The sequence below is a fragment of the Pseudomonas sp. MPR-R2A5 genome (assembly GCF_058793055.1).
Genome location: NZ_JBXAFK010000061.1, coordinates 1 through 17,064, shown reverse-complemented (window position 1 = coordinate 17,064; position 17,064 = coordinate 1). Strand labels below are relative to the sequence as shown.

17 protein-coding genes are annotated in these 17,064 nt (G+C 63.7%); 9 read left to right on the top strand and 8 right to left on the bottom strand.

Annotation, left to right across the window (positions count from 1 at the left end; genetic code table 11):
- Window positions 1–58: 58 nt before the first annotated feature.
- Window positions 59–982, bottom strand: a complete 924-nt coding sequence (locus tag AC1Q6I_RS30580; RefSeq protein WP_102623316.1) for a universal stress protein — start codon at window positions 980–982, stop codon at window positions 59–61.
- Window positions 983–1,224: 242 nt separating this feature from the next.
- Between AC1Q6I_RS30580 and AC1Q6I_RS30575 the strand changes: the two genes are divergently transcribed.
- From AC1Q6I_RS30575 to AC1Q6I_RS30565, 3 genes are read left to right on the top strand one after another with little or no spacing between them, the layout of a single operon-like run.
- Window positions 1,225–2,298: an NAD(P)-dependent alcohol dehydrogenase gene (locus AC1Q6I_RS30575; RefSeq protein ID WP_024075556.1), complete on the top strand. Its 1,074-nt coding sequence runs from the start codon at window positions 1,225–1,227 to the stop codon at window positions 2,296–2,298.
- Window positions 2,299–2,329: 31 nt separating this feature from the next.
- The gene (locus tag AC1Q6I_RS30570) at window positions 2,330–2,545 is read left to right on the top strand and encodes a hypothetical protein (protein WP_069076120.1); all 216 of its coding nucleotides are present in this window, start codon (window positions 2,330–2,332) and stop codon (window positions 2,543–2,545) included.
- On the top strand, window positions 2,542–3,780 hold the full coding sequence (locus AC1Q6I_RS30565; protein ID WP_102623317.1) for an MgtC/SapB family protein: 1,239 nt from the start codon (window positions 2,542–2,544) through the stop codon (window positions 3,778–3,780). The genes AC1Q6I_RS30570 and AC1Q6I_RS30565 overlap by 4 nt, the downstream gene beginning before the upstream one ends.
- Here the strand turns inward: AC1Q6I_RS30565 and AC1Q6I_RS30560 are convergent.
- The 7 genes from AC1Q6I_RS30560 to AC1Q6I_RS30530 are packed head-to-tail and all read right to left on the bottom strand — an operon-like array spanning window position 3,773 to window position 10,076.
- Window positions 3,773–5,152 carry an ATP-binding protein gene (locus tag AC1Q6I_RS30560; protein WP_102623318.1) on the bottom strand — a complete coding sequence of 460 codons (1,380 nt, stop codon included), beginning with the start codon at window positions 5,150–5,152 and terminating at the stop codon, window positions 3,773–3,775. The genes AC1Q6I_RS30565 and AC1Q6I_RS30560 overlap by 8 nt on opposite strands.
- The gene (locus AC1Q6I_RS30555) at window positions 5,149–5,811 is read right to left on the bottom strand and encodes a response regulator (protein ID WP_024075552.1); all 663 of its coding nucleotides are present in this window, start codon (window positions 5,809–5,811) and stop codon (window positions 5,149–5,151) included. The genes AC1Q6I_RS30560 and AC1Q6I_RS30555 overlap by 4 nt, the downstream gene beginning before the upstream one ends.
- Window positions 5,812–5,822: 11 nt before the next feature.
- Window positions 5,823–6,467: a tetratricopeptide repeat protein gene (locus AC1Q6I_RS30550; protein ID WP_102623319.1), complete on the bottom strand. Its 645-nt coding sequence runs from the start codon at window positions 6,465–6,467 to the stop codon at window positions 5,823–5,825.
- Window positions 6,464–7,273 (bottom strand): SDR family oxidoreductase, encoded by an 810-nt coding sequence (locus AC1Q6I_RS30545; protein WP_069076123.1) that lies wholly within the window; start codon window positions 7,271–7,273, stop codon window positions 6,464–6,466. Before AC1Q6I_RS30545 ends, AC1Q6I_RS30550 begins: the two co-directional genes overlap by 4 nt.
- Window positions 7,260–7,934: an iron-containing redox enzyme family protein gene (locus tag AC1Q6I_RS30540; protein WP_024075549.1), complete on the bottom strand. Its 675-nt coding sequence runs from the start codon at window positions 7,932–7,934 to the stop codon at window positions 7,260–7,262. The genes AC1Q6I_RS30545 and AC1Q6I_RS30540 overlap by 14 nt, the downstream gene beginning before the upstream one ends.
- A complete protein-coding gene (locus AC1Q6I_RS30535; RefSeq protein WP_102623320.1) occupies window positions 7,931–9,409 on the bottom strand; it encodes an AMP-binding protein in 1,479 nt (492 codons plus the stop codon). Before AC1Q6I_RS30535 ends, AC1Q6I_RS30540 begins: the two co-directional genes overlap by 4 nt.
- Entirely contained in the window at window positions 9,399–10,076 is a 678-nt protein-coding gene (locus tag AC1Q6I_RS30530) for a thermostable hemolysin (RefSeq protein ID WP_024075547.1), read from the bottom strand. The genes AC1Q6I_RS30535 and AC1Q6I_RS30530 overlap by 11 nt, the downstream gene beginning before the upstream one ends.
- A gap of 181 nt (window positions 10,077–10,257) precedes the next feature.
- Here AC1Q6I_RS30530 and AC1Q6I_RS30525 point away from each other — a divergent pair, with 181 nt between their 5' ends.
- From AC1Q6I_RS30525 to xylB, 6 genes are all read left to right on the top strand, one after another.
- Window positions 10,258–10,809, top strand: coding sequence for a cytochrome b (locus AC1Q6I_RS30525; RefSeq protein WP_069076126.1), 552 nt, complete (start codon window positions 10,258–10,260; stop codon window positions 10,807–10,809).
- A gap of 154 nt (window positions 10,810–10,963) precedes the next feature.
- Window positions 10,964–12,496, top strand: coding sequence for a sugar ABC transporter ATP-binding protein (locus AC1Q6I_RS30520; protein WP_024075545.1), 1,533 nt, complete (start codon window positions 10,964–10,966; stop codon window positions 12,494–12,496).
- A 13-nt stretch (window positions 12,497–12,509) separates the two neighbouring features.
- Entirely contained in the window at window positions 12,510–13,478 is a 969-nt protein-coding gene (locus tag AC1Q6I_RS30515; protein WP_093235470.1) for an ABC transporter permease subunit, read from the top strand.
- 34 nt (window positions 13,479–13,512) lie between these two features.
- The gene (locus AC1Q6I_RS30510) at window positions 13,513–14,445 is read left to right on the top strand and encodes an ABC transporter substrate-binding protein (protein WP_102623321.1); all 933 of its coding nucleotides are present in this window, start codon (window positions 13,513–13,515) and stop codon (window positions 14,443–14,445) included.
- 21 nt (window positions 14,446–14,466) lie between these two features.
- The gene (locus AC1Q6I_RS30505) at window positions 14,467–15,459 is read left to right on the top strand and encodes a LacI family DNA-binding transcriptional regulator (protein ID WP_102623322.1); all 993 of its coding nucleotides are present in this window, start codon (window positions 14,467–14,469) and stop codon (window positions 15,457–15,459) included.
- A 16-nt stretch (window positions 15,460–15,475) separates the two neighbouring features.
- Entirely contained in the window at window positions 15,476–16,936 is a 1,461-nt protein-coding gene (gene xylB, locus AC1Q6I_RS30500; RefSeq protein WP_102623323.1) for a xylulokinase, read from the top strand.
- The last annotated feature ends 128 nt before the right edge of the window (window positions 16,937–17,064 follow it).

The window sequence follows — 17,064 nt, the reverse complement described above, 5'->3', positions numbered from 1 at the left end:
TTTGGCGCGAAGTACCCCCGCGACGAATAGTGCCGCGGGGCGAGCAAAGTGCGTGTGATCAATCAACGATTTCGGGCTTCACCATCCAGACGCTGCACGGCATCTTGTACAACAGCGATTCGGCTGTACTACCCAGTAAGCGCGACAGCCCGTGATGGCCGACCCGCCCCATGACAATCACATCGACATTGTAGGCATCGGCGTAGCTGGACAGCACTTTCGCCGGGTTGCCCAGGATCATATGGCGCTGTGCTGGCGGGATCCCGTTGCGCGCGGCCAGGTCATTGAAGGCCTGCCCCTGTTCGTCGAACAAGCGCTTGGCGGCGACCGACGAGAAGAAGCCGGCGCCGCTGCCAAACCCGTACTCCTGGGCGCCCAGGTCGGACAGGTCATGGGCGTACACCACTTCCACCTCGGCATCGCAGTCGGTGGCCAACTTGACCGCTTCATGCAGGATGCGGTCGTTAAGGTCGTCATAGTGCTCATTGCGATGGAACGGGTCCACGGCGGCCACGATCTTGCGCGGCAAGGCATGTTGCGCACCGCTGACAAAATGCAGTGGCACCGGGCATTCGCGAATCAGGTGCACGTCCAGTGGCGTGAACATCAGCCGCGACAGCAGCGACTCATGCTCCAGCGCCTTGATCACCACGGCCATCGGCTCTTCCCGCAGGCGCACCAATATCTCCTGCAGCGGGCGTTCCACCCAGGCCACCTCGGTGGTGACCGTCAGCCCGAGATTGCGTAACGGCCGGGCCTGGTCCTCCAGCCATTGATGATGACGCTCGACATAGCCCAGGCGCATCTGTTCCAGCGCCTGTTCATTGACCAGGCCGGCGGTGGCCAGGCCTTCCAGGTAATCAAAGGCCAGGATATGCAGCGCGGCGCCTTCGGCCTTGGCCAGGGCAGCGGCCCTGTCGAAGGCCGGACTGTGCTCCATCAATGGTGAAACCAGCAACAAGTAACGGGCTTGAGTGGACATGGGCAATCTCCCTTGGGTAAGCGGCGGATAGCAGTGGGCAATGGTGCCTGCCTGACATCATCGCGCCGGGCGCCGGTGGCGGTTTGACTTGCATCAAGTCGCCTTGAGCGGGAGCCAGGTCAACGATGCGCGGTCAGGGGCTATGATCAATCCGGGGATTGTTGATCATGATCAACTTGTGCCGTGCGTTCGCGGCGCAGTCTGGTCGCCAATCAGGCTTTTCCGGCCCAGGAGGTCACAGCATGGCAACCATGAGAGCAGCTGTCTTCGTTGAAAAAAACCGCATCGTCCTGGACGACAAACCCATTCCCGAAGTCGGTCCGTTGGACGCCTTGGTGCGCATTACCACCACCACCATCTGCGGCACCGACGTGCATATCCTGCGCGGCGAGTACCCGGTCGCCAAAGGCCTGACCGTGGGCCATGAACCGGTGGGCGTGATTGAGCGGCTGGGGTCCCAGGTTCGCGGGTTTGTCGAAGGCCAGCGGGTGATCGCCGGCGCCATCACCCCCAGCGGGCAAAGCTATGCCTGCCTGTGCGGGTGTGGCTCCCAGGACGGGCCCGATACACGGCATGGCTTTCGCGCGGCGGGGGGCTGGAAATTCGGCAATACCCTCGACGGCTGCCAGGCCGAATACGTGCTTGTCCCCGATGCGCTGGCCAACCTGTGCCCGATCCCCGACGGTTTAAGTGACGAACAGGTGCTGATGTGCCCGGACATCATGTCCACCGGGTTTTCCGGGGCCGAGCGCGGCGAGGTGAGCATTGGCGACACGGTGGTGGTATTCGCCCTGGGGCCGATCGGCTTGTGCGCGGTGGCGGGGGCACGCCTTAAAGGCGCCTCGATGATTATCGGGGTCGACGGGGTCAGTGAACGCATGAACGTCGCCCGCAGCCTCGGCGCTACCCATATCGTCGATTTCAAGAAAGGCAATGTGGTCGAGCAAATCATGGCGCTCACGGACGGCCGTGGGGTCGACGTGGCGATCGAAGCCCTGGGCACCCAGGGCACGTTCGAGTCGGCCTTGCGCGTGCTGCGCCCCGGTGGGCGCCTGTCCAGCCTGGGGGTGTATTCCAGTGACCTGCACATTCCCTATGACGCCTTCAGTGCGGGGCTGGGGGATTACAGCATCGTGTCGACCCTGTGCCCCGGCGGCAAGGAGCGCATGCGCCGCTTGATGGCCGTGGTTGCCAGCGGCGGGGTGGACCTGTCGCCCCTGGTGACCCACCGCTTCAAGCTCGACGATATCGAGGCGGCCTATGAGCTGTTTGCCCATCAACGCGATGGCGTCATGAAGGTCGCGATTACTCCCTGAAGGCGCCTGGGGGCGCCAGCCGAGGCCAAGGATGCTGATCACCATCACACAACAACAGGCGCCGCTGCGCTGGACAGTACATATGGACGCCTGGTTCGTGCATTTCACCAGCCTGGCCGCAGCCGAAGACTTCGTGCACCGCCTGCGGGCACGGCTGGACGCACCTCATCCCTGGCCAAGCGTCGCCGCGCCAAGGGGCACCACAGGTTCTGCACCGGCTTTGATTCGCACCGGCGGGTATGGATGACGCACACCCTCGACCTGGCCGGTGCCGCTGCGGCGCTGGGTATCGGCATGCTGATCGGGCTTGAGCGCGAACGTCGCAAGGGGCAGGGCGAACTGCGCGCTTTTGCCGGTTTGCGCACTTATTCCATCACCGCGTTATTAGGCTATGTGACGCAGCAAGTCGGTGGCGGCCTGTTGTTGGGGCTGATCGCCGGCTGCCTGGCGGTGATCGCCAGCACGGCGTACTGGAAGAGCCAGGATAAAGACCCGGGCATCACCAGCGAAGTCACCTTGCTCATGGTGCTGGTATTGGGCGCAGGGTGTGGGGACGCCCCCGAACGGGCTATCGCCATCGGCGTCGTCGTCGCCGGTTTGCTGGCCTACCGCGACAAACTGCATAACTTTGCCCGCATCCAATTGACCGACATCGAAATGCGTGACGGGCTGTTGCTGCTGATCGTGGCGCTGGTGGTGTTGCCGCTGGCGCCGGATCGCTTTATCGGCCCCTATGGTGCGCTTAACCCGCGCACTATCTGTACCTTGACGGTGTTGTTGATGGCGGTAGGGGCGGTGGGCCATGTGGCGGTGCGCGCGCTTGGGCCGCCGTATGGCTACGTCGTGGGCGCCATTGCTTCGGGGTTCGCTTCCAGCACGGTGACCGTGGCCGCCATGGGCCAGATTGTCGGCAAGGAGCCGCAGCACCTGCGCACCCTCGCGGCAGCGGCGATTTTTTCGAATATTGCCACCGTGACCCAAATGGCGCTGATCCTCGGCGCCGTGGAGCCAAGGCTGCTTTCGCAGATGGCCTGGCCGCTGCTCGCCGGGTTTGCCACCACCGCGTTGTATGGGGCAGCCCTGATGCTGCGCGCGCCGACGACAGCGGCCAGCCAAATCATCAAGGTTGGCGGTGCATTCGACCTCAAGCTGGCGCTGATCATGGTCTTGACCCTGACCGGCATTACCTTCCTGTCGTCAGTGATGCTCCATTACTTCGGCCAGGTGGGGGTGATGTTGACCGCGACCTTGAGTGGTTTCGCCGACGCTCACGCGTCCATCGCCTCGATTGCCGCCCTGGCCACCAGCGGCCAGTTGTCCCTGGAGGCTGCGTCCATTCCGATATTGCTGGTGGTCAGTTGCAACGCGCTGAGCAAGTGCCTGGTGGCCTGGGTCAGCGGCGGCCGCACATTCGCCGCCTACGTGATCGCCGGGCAAGTGCTGCTGACCGGCGCAATGTGGCTGGGCACACTGCTCAGGTAACGTGCGCGCGCACCGGGATCTCCAGGGTCGCTCGCAGGCCACCGGTTTCCCGGTTTTCAAGGCGCACCCGCCCCCCCAGGCGCTGGGCGATGGTTTGTACGATCGTCAGGCCCAGGCCCGCCCCCTTGGCATTGCCGCGGCTGTAAAAGCGCTCGAAGAGCCGGCCGCGCTGGGCCTCATCGATGCCGGGGCCCTGGTCGTCGATGGTCAGGGCGAAATACTCGGCGTTTTTGCACAAACCCACGGTGATCACCCCATGTTCCGGGGAGAAATTCGCCGCGTTGGTCACCAGGTTGGTCAAGGCGATATCGATCGCGCCGGCGTCGGTCGTCACCTGGTACGGCGCATCGTCGACCTCGAACACCAGTTCCAAGTCCTTGCTCAGCAACCAGGGGGTCAACTGGATCAGGGTTTCACGCACCGTTGTCGCCAGGTCGATCGCCTGTACCGCTGGCTGCCCGGCGCTCGGTTCCAGGCGTGCCATGGTCAGCAACTGGTTGACCAGGCGGCTGGTGCGGTCGACACCGGCGATCAGGAAGGCCAGGGACTCGCGCCGCTCGGTTTCGGTGCCGGCTTCCAGCAGGTTTTGCGCATGCACCCGCAATACCGCCAGGGGCGTGCGCATTTCGTGGGCGGCGTCGGCAATAAAGCGTCGCTCGCGACCCAGCATGTCCTGGATTTGCGCGAGCATACGGTTCAACGCCGCCTGCATCGGTTCCAGCTCCATAGGCAAGGGCGTCAGTTGCATCGGTTCCAGGGAACCGGAATGCCGTGCACGCAAGGTGGCCGCCATGTCGGCCAAGGGCTTGAGCCCCCAGCCAATCGCCAGCCAGACCATGGCGGCGAGGATCAGGCTGCCCAGCACATTCGGCCACAAGGTATGCCGCACGATGCGCTGGACCAGGTCGGAGCGCACATCGTCGCGCTCGCCCACCCAAATGCGCAGGCCATTGTCCTTGTCCTTGAGCACGAAGCCGCGCCATTGCCGGCCATTGAGGTCGTCGATATTGCTGTAGCCCGGTTGTTCCGGGGGCGTGGCGAATGACGGTGAACTGGCGGTAAACACCAGCAGTTCGCCCTGGGGGTTCCACACCTGGAAGGCAATCTTGCTTTCGTAAGGGTGCCCATCCACCTTGGGCATGGCTTCGCCCAAGGCTTTGTTGAAGGCGCGATACAGCTCCGTCTGGTCTTTGCTCGCCAGCGGCATGCTCATGACGCCCTGGAGCAGGCGTGCGTTCTGCGCCAGTTGCGCATCGTAGACTTCGGCGATTTCGTGATTGCTGTCGTGCAGGTTCAGCACACTGATCACCAGCAATCCGGCGAGCATCAGGCCGATGATCAGGGTCAGGGTGCGCCGCCGAATCGAGGTCATCCGCGCTCCTCCACCAGGTAGCCGACGCCGCGAACGGTACGGATCAGTTCGCTGGAGAACTTCTTGCGCAGGTGATGGATATGCACCTCCAAGGTGTTGCTTTCGGCTTCTTCGTTCCAGCCGTAGAGCAGTTGCATCAGCTGGTCACGGGTCATCACGCGGCCTGGCGGCGACAGCAGTTCGTGCAGCAGTTGATATTCCTTGGGCGTGAGCAGCACCGGTTCGCCGTGGTAGCTGACTTGCTGTGTGCTCGGGTCCAGGCAAATGCCCGCGTGTTCGATCATTACCCGCGCACGTCCGGCGCTGCGCCGTAGCAGGGCACGCAGGCGCGCCTTGAGTTCGGCCAGGTCGAAGGGCTTGACCAGGTAATCGTCGGCGCCGGCATCCAACCCGGCGATGCGGTCTTCGGTGGCGTCCCGCGCCGTGAGGATCAGCACCGGCAGGTTCGAGCCGCTGTCGCGCAGGCGTCGCAGCACCTCCAAGCCATCCATGCGCGGCAGGCCGAGATCGAGCACCACCACGTCAAAGGTTTCGCTGAGCAAGGCATGCAAGGCACTGCTGCCGTCTTGCAGCCAATCGACGGTGTAGCCCTCACGCACCAGCGCCTGGTGAATACCTTCACCCAATGCCACGTCATCCTCGATCAGTAATAGGCGCACGCAGACTCCTGTCAGTTGAGTTTTTTGTTGATGTCGGCCAGCACGCTTTCGATCTCTTTGCGCCGCCCGGCATCGGCGGTTTCCCGACCCGGCCGGGGGGCGGCCAGCAGGGCTTTTTGCAGGGCATCACGGGCTTCGCCATAGCGTTTTTGCCGGTACAGGTGGTCACCCCAGAAGTACAGACTATCAATGCCCGCTGGGTTCAGTTGCAAGGCCTGTTTGAGCAACTGTTCGGCCTTGTCGGCATCGCCGAAGCCAATGGGCCAACCGGGGACGCGATCATACAGGGCCGCCAGGCTGGTATAGGCCGAGCCTTGCAGGGCCTTGGGGTCCAGGGCCAGCGCTTTTTCCAGGTCGACCTTGGCCGCCTTGACCTTGCTCAACGCGCCCAGCCCGCCCTGGGCACCGGCCCAACTGCTGGTGACAATCCCCGACCAGATCCACGCCTCGGCAGCCTGGGGGCGGGCCTGGGTGAAGGCCGTTGCCTGGGTGGCCAATTGTTCGAAAGCCTGGGTTCGCTGCTCTTCAGGCAGGTTGTATTGGATCTGGGCCCAGCGCGTCTGGATGTCGTTCAGGCGTTGCTGGTCAGCGGCCTCCAGCGCCCAGGTCAAGGGGCTCAGGGCGGTGAGCAGCAGCGCAACGAAAAGTCGTTTCATGGTTTCAGGTCCTCATTCTCGGGTTTGTCGCTCAAGCGGCGTACCAACGGCAGTTGTTTGCGCAAGCCTCGGTCGACCAGGTTGGGCAGCAGGCTGTTAAGGCGCACAAAGAAACGCTCCGGCCAGCCCAGGTACAGATCGCGACGCTCGTTGGCAATCGCCTGGATCACGGCTGAAGCCACGGTGTGCGGGTCGTCGACGTTGGACTTGAGCGCATCGTTCAAGGCTTGCGCGGCGGGGCTGTTCATCTTGGTATGGGTGGCGCGCGGGGCGACGTACAGCACCCCGACGCGGGTATCGGCCAGTTCCCGGCGCAGCGCTTCAGAAAAGCCGCGCAAGGCGAACTTGGTGGCGCAGTAGGTGGCATAGCCGGGGTAGCCGATGGAGCCGTAGGTAGAGCCGACGTTCACCACCATGGCGCTTGGCGCCTGCTTGAGCATGGGTAACAGCAGCTTGGTCAGGCAGATGGGCGCCGTGATGTTCAGCGCCAGCATCCCGTTGATTTCGTTGTCGTCCAGTTGCTCCAGCATCGCGAAGTGATTGATCCCGGCGGCGTTGATCAGCAGGTTCACGCCGCCGATGGCTTCGGCGGCGGCCAGCACTTTGCGCCGGTCGGCGAGAAAGGTCAGGTCGGCGCTTACCCAGCACAATTGCTGCGGATAGCGTTCAAGCAAACCTTCCAACGGCCCACGATGACGGGCCACGGCCAGCACCCGCGCGCCACTGGCGCAGAGGGCGGACACAATCGCCAGGCCAATCCCACCGCTGGCGCCGGTCAGCACCACGCGGGCGTCAGACAGGCGCATGGGAAGCCTCCCCAAGGCGCGGCAGGCTGCGGAACATATCGGTGTAGAGCGCGTACACCACCTTGGATGCGCGGATCACGGCGGCCTGGTCTTCAGGATCATCCAGGCTGTTCATCAAGCGGCGGTAGGTTTCCATGTGGCCGATGTCCAGGGAACCGTGGGAGCTCAGGTAGCTGAACGCGGTGGCCGGCAGTTGCAAGCGATCGCGGATGCTATCGGCGGCATGGGTGGCCAGGGCGATACTGGTGCCTTCCAGCACATTGACCATGCCGAACAGGCCAACCGGGTTGTCACGGGCGATCAGGTCATAGAGGTAGCTGACCATCAATTCGATGGGCAACCCAGGGCGCCCATCGCGTACCGCCGCCTTGTCGCCGCCACAGGCGGCGATGTCATCCAGCACCCATTGCTCATGGCCATATTCATCTTCGATGTAGTCGCAAACGGCCTTGCGCAGCCATTCCAGGCGCGAGGGCAAGCGCGCGCCGCAAGCCATCATCAACGGCACGGTATGCCGTACGTGGTAGTAGGCCTGGGCCAGGAATGCGCGATAGCTTTCCAGGCTGACCTTGCCTTCCATGGCATCGCGGATGATCGGCAGGTTGAACAGTGCGTTGCGTTCCTGTTGGGTGGCTTCTTGCAGCGAGTCGAAAAAATTCACGATGAGGTTTCCTCGTTGAGTGCAGGGGCAAGCTGGGTTTGATAACGGGCGACGATGGCGTCGCGCCGTGGCCGGCCATTGGCGGTGAGCAAGCCATTGGCGGCGGTGAAGGGTTCTGCCAGGCGCGTCCAGCGATGCACCTGGGCGTAGTCCGGCAGGCTGCTATTGGCCTCGGCCACGGCGGCGGCCAGTTGGGCGTCGCTGCAGTCGGCGCGATGGGGCCACAGCAGGGCATGGTTCTGCGGCAGTGCTTCGCCGTACACGAACGCCTGGGCGATGACCCCGCCCTGGGTCAGTTCGGCCTCGACCCAGTCCGGGTTGACGTTGCGCCCGTAACTGGTGACGAACTGATGTTTCTTGCGGCCCTTGAGGTAGAGAAAACCGTCTTCGTCGAAGGCGCCCAGGTCGCCGCTGGGCCACCATTGTTCGGGCTGGCCGGGCTGGCCCAGGTAGCCGAGCAGGGTCGATCCCTTGATCAGCACTTCACCGTCTTCGGCCAGGCGGATTTCCACGTGGGGCAGGGGCCGGCCGACACTTCCCGGCCGGTTGGCCTCAGGGCGGTTCAGGCACACCACCGAAGCGCATTCCGAGAGCCCGTAGCCTTCGTACACCGGCATGCCCAAGTGGTGCGCCCGTTGCAACAAGGCCTTGGAGACGCGCGCACCGCCGACCGCGGCGAAGCGCAGCCCCAGGGGGCTGAATGCCTTTTGCTCGGCGGCGATGACCAACATCAACAGTAACTGCGGCACCAGGATCAGGCTGTGGGGCTGGCGTGCCGCCAGGCAACCGAGCAATTGCGCTGCGTCCACCGCGCTGGCGCCCTGGATACCCAGGCTCTTCTGGCTGGGCAGGCTCAAGGTGGCGCCGGCATACAACGCGGCGTAGCAACCGAGGTTCTCCAGCAAAATCGCAATGGGCAACAAGGCCAGGTGATGGCGTGGGTCGGTGACGTGGCTGGCCTGGTACAACTCACGGGCCACCCGCAACAGGCTGTCGGCGCTCAGGCACACGCCCTTGGGCGCCCCAGTGGTGCCGGAGGTGAAGGTCAGCTTGGCGGTAGCCGATGGCATCGAAGGGCGGCCTTCAAACGTACGGCACCAGAATTCGCCGGATTGACGGTAGCCACTGGCGAGCAGTTCAGCCTCCAGGTGGGGCTCGGCGAGCACCCGCTCAGCGTGGCTTTGTTGCAGGCAGTGGGCGCGCTGTGCCGGGCTGAAGAACGGCGGCAGGGTCAGGCAGGTCAGCCCCTCGAACAGCACCGCCAGGTCCCACAGCATGGCCTCGACGCCATTGTCCAAGGCCAGGGCGACCACTTTCACGCCTTCGTCGCGCAGGCGTTCGCGGCGGTACTCGACTTCGGCGAACAGTGAGGCGTAATCCATCTTCAAGGTGTCGCCCCACAAGGCGATAGCACCGTCATTGCGCTCGGCGTAACCGCGAAGCACGGCGTGGAAGCGGCGGGTTTCAGGCGACATGGCTGGCGTCCTCAATCGTGGTAGGCAACCCCAGGCGTGAGAACAGGCCCATGTTGCGCAAATGGATAAAGCCGGCGCGGATATTGCCGACATGCACCCAAGGTTGGCTTTCGTAGTAACTGCCCCAGTGATGGCGGTCATCGCCCAGGCGCTGCGGGTCGGCGGCGCACAGGGTGACCGGCTTCAAGCCGAGGCGGTGGAAGCTGTTGACCAGGCCGATATTGCCGGTGAACGCCACCCACTCCAGGCCACCCATGGCCAGCAGCCAGGTGATGGCGATGATGCTCAGGCGGGCGCTGCCGGTATCGCTGGCGGCCAGGTTGCCGACTTCGGCAATGGCCCCGCGCTCCACCGGTTGGTCGGCGGCGGCACTGATCAGTGGCTCGATCGGATGGTCCAGGTAACGTTCCAGGAACAACGGTTCTGCGTTCGCCAGGCGCACCCCGGCGACGGCACACAGTTCACCGTTGGCCTGGCTCACGCCAAACAACTGCGGCATGAAGTGGCGGATATCGGCGCCGTGGGCAATGCGAAAACGCTGTTGGATAAACGCCTCGAATTCCGCGCGCTGAGGGTCTTGGGGCAGGGCACGGGCGAGGCATAGCGGCGTACTGTCGGCCTGGCCAAACAGCAGCGGCAAGCGATCGCTCCAATCGATGTCGGGCATTGGCGATACGTCTCCCAAGTGAAGTTGGGTGGAGTATCGGAGGCATTTCTTAACGAAGTCTGAAGGTGGTGAAAATGATCGATCGGCCGATCTTCAGACTGCCTTAAGACTTCGCAGGCAGGGTGACGCCGACGCTTCGAGGCCGAGACCGGCCACCCTTCCTGCATAAGGCTCCTTTCCCATGACCGAAAACCAGATGACAACGCGCTACGCAAGGCTGTCGATGAGCCTGCACTGGCTGATGCTCGCGCTGTTCGTTGGCGTGTACGCCTGTATCGAAATCAAAGGCCTGCTGCCCCGCGGGCATGCGCTCAAGGGCGTGTTCCTCGGTGGCCATGCGCTGTTCGGGATTGGCATATTCGTGCTGGTCTGGCTGCGTCTGCTGGGACGCCTGGCGCCACGCCCGCCGATTGTGCCGCGACCGCCCGCCTGGCAAACGGCTGCATCGCACCTGATGCACCTGGCGTTGTACGGCCTGATGATCATCACGCCACTGCTGGCGTGGCTGATGCTCAATGCCGCAGGCAAGCCGGTGCCGTATTTCGAGTTCGGCTTACCCACGCTGGTCGCACCGGACCCGGACCTGGCCCGGCAGTTCAAGCACTGGCATGAGTGGCTGGGTAGCGCCGGCTATTGGTTGATCGGCCTGCACGCGGCGGCGGGGCTGTTCCACCATTACTGGGTGCGTGATAACACCCTGGTGCGCATGCTGCCGAAACGCTACAAAGGCTGAAATTGCGATTAAAGCGCTTGATGAAACGTTTCTTCTAGCGACAAACGGCGCACGCAAGCGCTTGCGTAAGTAAATGTATCTGATTAGAGTCGGTGGCAATCGGCTCTGATCCAAGGGGTCGATAGACAAAAATAATAAAACCAGGAGCTCAGTCATGAGCCTTGAACCCTTGCTTGAGATGCAGGGCATCAGCAAAACCTTCAACGGTTTGCGTGTGCTCAAGAATGTCGGCCTGAAGGTCTACCCCGGCGAAATCCACGCCTTGATGGGGGAGAACGGCGCCGGCAAATCGACCCTGATGAAAATCCTCTCCGGCGCCTACCAGGCCGATCCCGGCGGCGAAATCCGCATCGCCGGCCAGCGTGTCGCCACCTTCACGCCCGCCACCGCCAAAGCCCTCGGCATCGCCGTGATCTATCAGGAACTGAGCCTGTGCCCGAACCTGAGCGTGGCCGAGAATATCTACCTGGGCCGGGAACTGCGTCGTGGCTGGACCATCGACCGCCAGGGCATGCAGGCCGGTTGCGTCGAGGTGCTGCAACGCCTGGGCGCCGAGTTCACCCCGGCAACCCAGGTCAGCAGCCTGTCGATCGCCGAGCGCCAATTGGTGGAAATCGCCCGCGCCTTGCATGCCCACGCCAAGTTGCTGGTGATGGACGAGCCGACCACGCCGCTGTCGTCCCGCGAGACCGACCGCCTGTTCGCGCTGATCAAGCAACTGCGCAGCCAGGGCCTGGCGATCATCTATATCAGCCACCGTATGGCCGAGATCTATGAGCTGTCGGACCGCGTCTCGGTGCTGCGCGACGGCCAATACATCGGCGAATTGACCCGCGACGCGCTGTCGGCCGAGGTGTTGGTGAAAATGATGGTGGGCCGCGACCTCTCCGGTTTCTACAAAAAGGAACACGCGGCCTATAACCCCGGCAACGTGGTGATGCGCGTGCGTGACATGGCCGATGGCAAGCGCGTGCGCAATTGCAGTTTCGACCTGCATGCCGGTGAAGTGCTGGGCATTGCCGGTTTGGTCGGGGCAGGGCGCACCGAACTGGCGCGACTGATTTTCGCCGCCGACCCGCGCACCTCCGGCACCCTGGAAGTGGTGGGCGAGCGCGTGACCCAACTGCGCAACCCGGCCGATGCGATTCGGGCCGGCGTGGTCTACCTCACCGAAGACCGCAAGGCCCAGGGCCTGTTCCTCGACATGAGCGTGGCCGACAACATCAATGTCTGTGCCTGTGTGCCCGACGCCCATGCCGGTGGCGTACTCGATCGCCGGCATGCCGCGCAACGCTCGAATGACGCGATCAAGTCACTGTCGATCCGCGTGGCCTCGGGCAAGGTCAATGTGGGGGCGTTGTCCGGTGGCAACCAGCAAAAGGTCTTGCTGGCGCGGCTGCTGGAGGTCAAGCCGCATGTGCTGATCCTCGACGAACCGACGCGGGGCGTGGACATCGGCTCCAAGTCCGAGATCTACCGCATCATCAACCAACTGGCCCAGGCGGGCGTCGGCATCGTGGTGATCTCCAGCGAATTGCCGGAAATCATCGGCACCTGCGACCGTGTGCTGATCATGCGCGAAGGCCAGTTGGTGGCCGAAGTCGGCGGGGCTTCCGGCCACGTCATTTCCCAGGAACGTATTATTGACCTCGCCACTGGTGGCGATCAGGTGGTTGCCCATGGCTGATTCACACAACACGATGACCCTCCCGGCTGTCGGCAAGGCCGAACGCGTCCGAGGGCTGATGCGCACGGTCGGCATGCTGCCGGTGCTGATCCTGCTGCTGGTGGGCTTTGCCCTGGCCAGTGAAAACTTCCTGACGATGCAGAACCTGTCGATCATCACCCAGCAGGCGTCGGTCAATGTGGTGCTGGCGGCGGGCATGACCTTTGTGATCCTCACGGCGGGCATCGACCTGTCGGTGGGGGCGATCCTGGCGGCGTCGGCCGTGGTGGCGTTGCAGGCGTCGATGTCGCCGCAGTTCGGCATGTTCGGTATCGCCGCCGGTATCGGCTTTGGCCTGTTGCTGGGCTTGGTCAACGGCGGGCTGATTGCCTTCATGCGCCTGCCGCCGTTTATCGTCACCCTCGGGGCCTTGACCGCCATGCGCGGCCTGGCGCGCTTGCTCGCCGATGACAAGACGGTGTTCAACCCCGACCTGCCTTTTGCCTTTATCGGCAATGACTCGATCCTCGGCGTGCCGTGGCTGGTGGTGATCGCAGTGGCGGTGGTGGCCCTGTCGTGGTTCATCCTGCGTCGCACCGTGATGGGCGTGCAGATCTATTCGGTGGGCGGCAACCCCGAAGCGGCGCGGCTCTCCGGAATCAAGGTGTGGAAAGTGCTGCTGTTTGTCTATGCCATGTCCGGTGCGCTGGCCGGGCTCGGTGCGGTGATGAGCGCCTCGCGCCTCTTCGCCGCCAACGGCCTGCAACTGGGGCAATCCTATGAACTGGACGCGATTGCCGCCGTGATCCTCGGCGGCACCAGCTTTACCGGCGGGGTCGGCACCATCGGCGGCACGTTGATCGGCGCCCTGATCATTGCGGTACTCACCAATGGCCTGGTGCTGCTGGGGGTGTCGGATATCTGGCAGTACATCATCAAGGGCATCGTGATCATCGGCGCAGTGGCGCTGGATCGTTATCGCCAATCCGGTGCGCGCACCTGAATTCACTCATACAACAATCACAAGAGAGACCCGCATGAACCTTAAACATCTGTTCCCCGTCATGGCCTTGGCCGCCCTGATGTCCCAAGCCGTTGAAGCCCGCGAGCTCAAAGCCCTCGGCATCAGCATGGGCTCGCTCGGCAACCCGTATTTCGTGACCCTGGCCGACGGCGCAACCGCTAGGGCCAAGGCCCTGAACCCCGACGTCAAGGTGACCTCGGTGTCGGCCGACTATGACCTGAGCAAGCAGTTCTCGCAGATCGACAACTTCATCTCGTCCAAGGTCGACCTGATCCTGATCAACGCCGTCGACCCTTCTGCCATGGCCTCGGCGATCAAGAAAGCGCGCGACGCCGGGATTGTCGTGGTGGCCGTGGATGTGGACGCCAAGGGCGTGAATGCCACCGTGCAGACCGACAACGTCGAAGCCGGCAAGCTGGCCTGCCAGTTCCTGGTGGACAAGCTCAAGGGCAAGGGCAACGTGATTATCCAGAACGGCCCGCAAGTCACGGCGGTGACCGATCGCGTCAAAGGTTGCAAGTCCGCCCTGGCCGCGGCACCCGACATCAAGGTGCTGTCCGACGACCAGGACGGCAAGGGCTCGCGCGAAGGCGGCCTGAACGCCATGCAGGGTTACCTGACCCGCTTCCCGAGCATCGACGGCCTGTTCGCGATCAACGACCCGCAAGCCATCGGCAGCGACCTGGCGGCCAAGCAGCTCAAGCGCAGCGGCATCATCATTACGTCGGTGGACGGCGCGCCGGATATCGAACATGCGCTCAAGACCGACACACAGATCCAGGCATCCGCCAGCCAGGACCCGTGGGCCATGGCGCAGACAGCGGTGAACATCGGCAATGACCTGCTCAATGACAAGGCCCCGGCCGAAGCGGTGACCCTGCTCACGCCCAAACTGATCACCCGTGACAACGTCGGCACCTACAGCGGCTGGTCGAGCAAACATTGATTCATTGAGAGGAACGGCGCCGTGGTCACCATGGATGACGTCGCAAGCAGGGCGGGGGTGTCGACATCGACCGTGTCACATGTGTTGAACGGCACCCGTAAAGTCAGCCCGGCCACGGTGCAGGCGGTACAGCGCGCGATCCAGGAGTTGGGGTACATCCCCAACACCCTGGCACGCTCGCTGGCACGCTCGAGCACCAGCACGATCGGCGTGGCGATCTCGGCACTGTCCAACCATTACTTCAGCGAGACGGTGCACGCGATTGAAACCGAGTGCGCCAAACACGGCTACATGATGCTGTTCGTCGACACCCATGATGACCCCGAGCAGGAGCTGCGGGTGGTCACGGCGCTGCATCACCGACGCGTCGACGGCATTGTGCTGGCGCCGTCGAACGGCTCGCTGGCCCTGGAGTACCTGAAGGCCAACGAGATACCGGCGGTGCTGGTGGATCGGATGATGAGCGAGCACTTTGACCAGGTCGGGGTCGAGAATACCCAACCCACTCAGGCGCTGATTGAGCACTTGATCGCCCATGGGCATCGCCGGATTGGGTTTATTGCCGGGCGTACGGGGTTCAGCACCACGGATGAACGGGTCGCCGGTTACCGCGCCGCCTTGCACGCGGCAGGGCTGGCGTTTGATCCGCAGTTGCTGGTCAATGGCGGTTCCAACAGCGAGCCGGCGCGCCAGGCCACCGTGCAGTTGCTGGGCCTGGCTGCGCCACCCACCGCGATCATGGCCGGCAATAACCTGATGACCCTCGGCGCGATGCACGCCTTGCGTGACGCGCAGCTCGAAGTGCCGAGACAAATGGCCCTGGTGGGCTTTGATGATTTTGACTGGGCGGACTTTTTCGTGCCGCGCCTGAGCCTGATCGCGCAGCCGGTCAAGGCCCTCGGCGCCCGCGCGGTCGACCTGTTGCTGCAACGTATGGCGTCGCCTGACGCTCCCCCCCAGAGTGTGCGCCTGGCGCCGACCCTGCAGTTACGTAACTCCTGTGGCTGTCATTGATTGGAATAACACACGCATGAACCGTCCTGTTTCCCTCGGCATCGACCTGGGCACCTCGGAACTCAAAGCCATCCTGATGGACGCCAGTGGTGCGGTGCTGGCCCATGCCGGCGTGCGCTTGAACGTGTCGCGGCGGCACAGCGGCTGGTCTGAACAGGCGCCGGAAGACTGGTGGCAAGCCTGTTTGCAGGCGTTGGCGCAACTGCGCGGACACGAGGCGTTTACGCGCGTGGCCTGTATCGGCCTGTCGGGGCAGATGCATGGCGCGGTGTTGCTGGGGGCGGACAACCGCGTGTTGTACCCGGCGATCCTGTGGGACGACTCCCGCGCCGTGGCCGAAGCCGCGCAACTCGGGAGCGGCTTTGCCGACGTCACCGGCAGCCTGCCGATGGCCGGGCTGACCGCGCCGAAACTGCTGTGGCTGCAACAGCATGAACCCGAGGTGTTCCAGGCGATTGATTGCGTGCTGTCGCCCAAGGATTACCTGCGCCTGCGCCTGAGTGGCGAGCGCATCAGCGAGATGTCCGATGCGGCGGGTACGTTATGGCTGGATGTGGCACGGCGGGAATGGTTTTCCCCGATGGTGCGGGCGACCGGCCTTACGCCTGAGCAACTGCCCAGGCTGGTGGAGGGGGGCACGGCGAGCGCTTTGTTGACGGCCACGGGGCTGGGCTTATCCACTGACGTGGTGATTGCCGGGGGCGGTGGCGATAACCCTGTCGCAGCGGTCGGCATTGGCGCGATCAACGCCGGTGATGGCTTCATTACCCTGGGCACCAGCGCGGCGATTGTCGCCATCACCGACCATGCGGCCGGCAACCCGGCCAGCGCCGTGCATAGCTTCTGCCATGCGCTGCCCAATCGCTGGTACACCATGGGCGCGATGCTGGCTGGCGCCAGTTGCCTGCGCTGGGTGACGCGACTGACGGGGCATTCAGATGAACAAACACTATTGGACCAGGTGCAGGCGCAGTTGCCCATCGGGCAGCCGGTGCCTTTGGACACACCGTTGTTTTTGCCGTACCTCGCGGGTGAACGCACCCCCCATAACGATCCGCTGCTGCGTGGCGGCTTCATGAACCTGGGCCATGACTGCACCCCGGCGATGCTCGGCTACGCAGTGATGGAAGGGGTGGGTTTCGGCTTGCGGGACGCGTTGCACGCGGTGCAATCGACCGGCGCCGACGTGACCTCGTGCGCCTTGGTGGGCGGTGGTGCGCGCAGTGAGTATTGGGCGCAGTTGCTGGCCAATATCCTGCGGCGTGAAATCTACACCTTGCACGGCAGCGAATTGAGCGCTTGCGTGGGCGCGGCGAAGCTGGGCTTCCTGGCGATAGGGCAAGGCGCCGCGCTGTTGGAAGCGGGCATGCCGGTAAAAACGCGGTACGCGCCTGACCTGACACAGCAGCCGATGCTGGAAGCCCGTTATCGCAAGTTCCAGGGGCTGCTGACCGCGGCAAAAGCCCTTCACGACTAATACGGTGCTTGTTGTGGCGAGCGGGCTTCCTGTGGCGAGCGGGCCTGCCCGAATGCCGTTCAGTTAAGGCTTTTTTGTAGGAGCGAGCTTGCTCGCGAAGAACTCACAGGCGCCGCGTTGATTCAGGA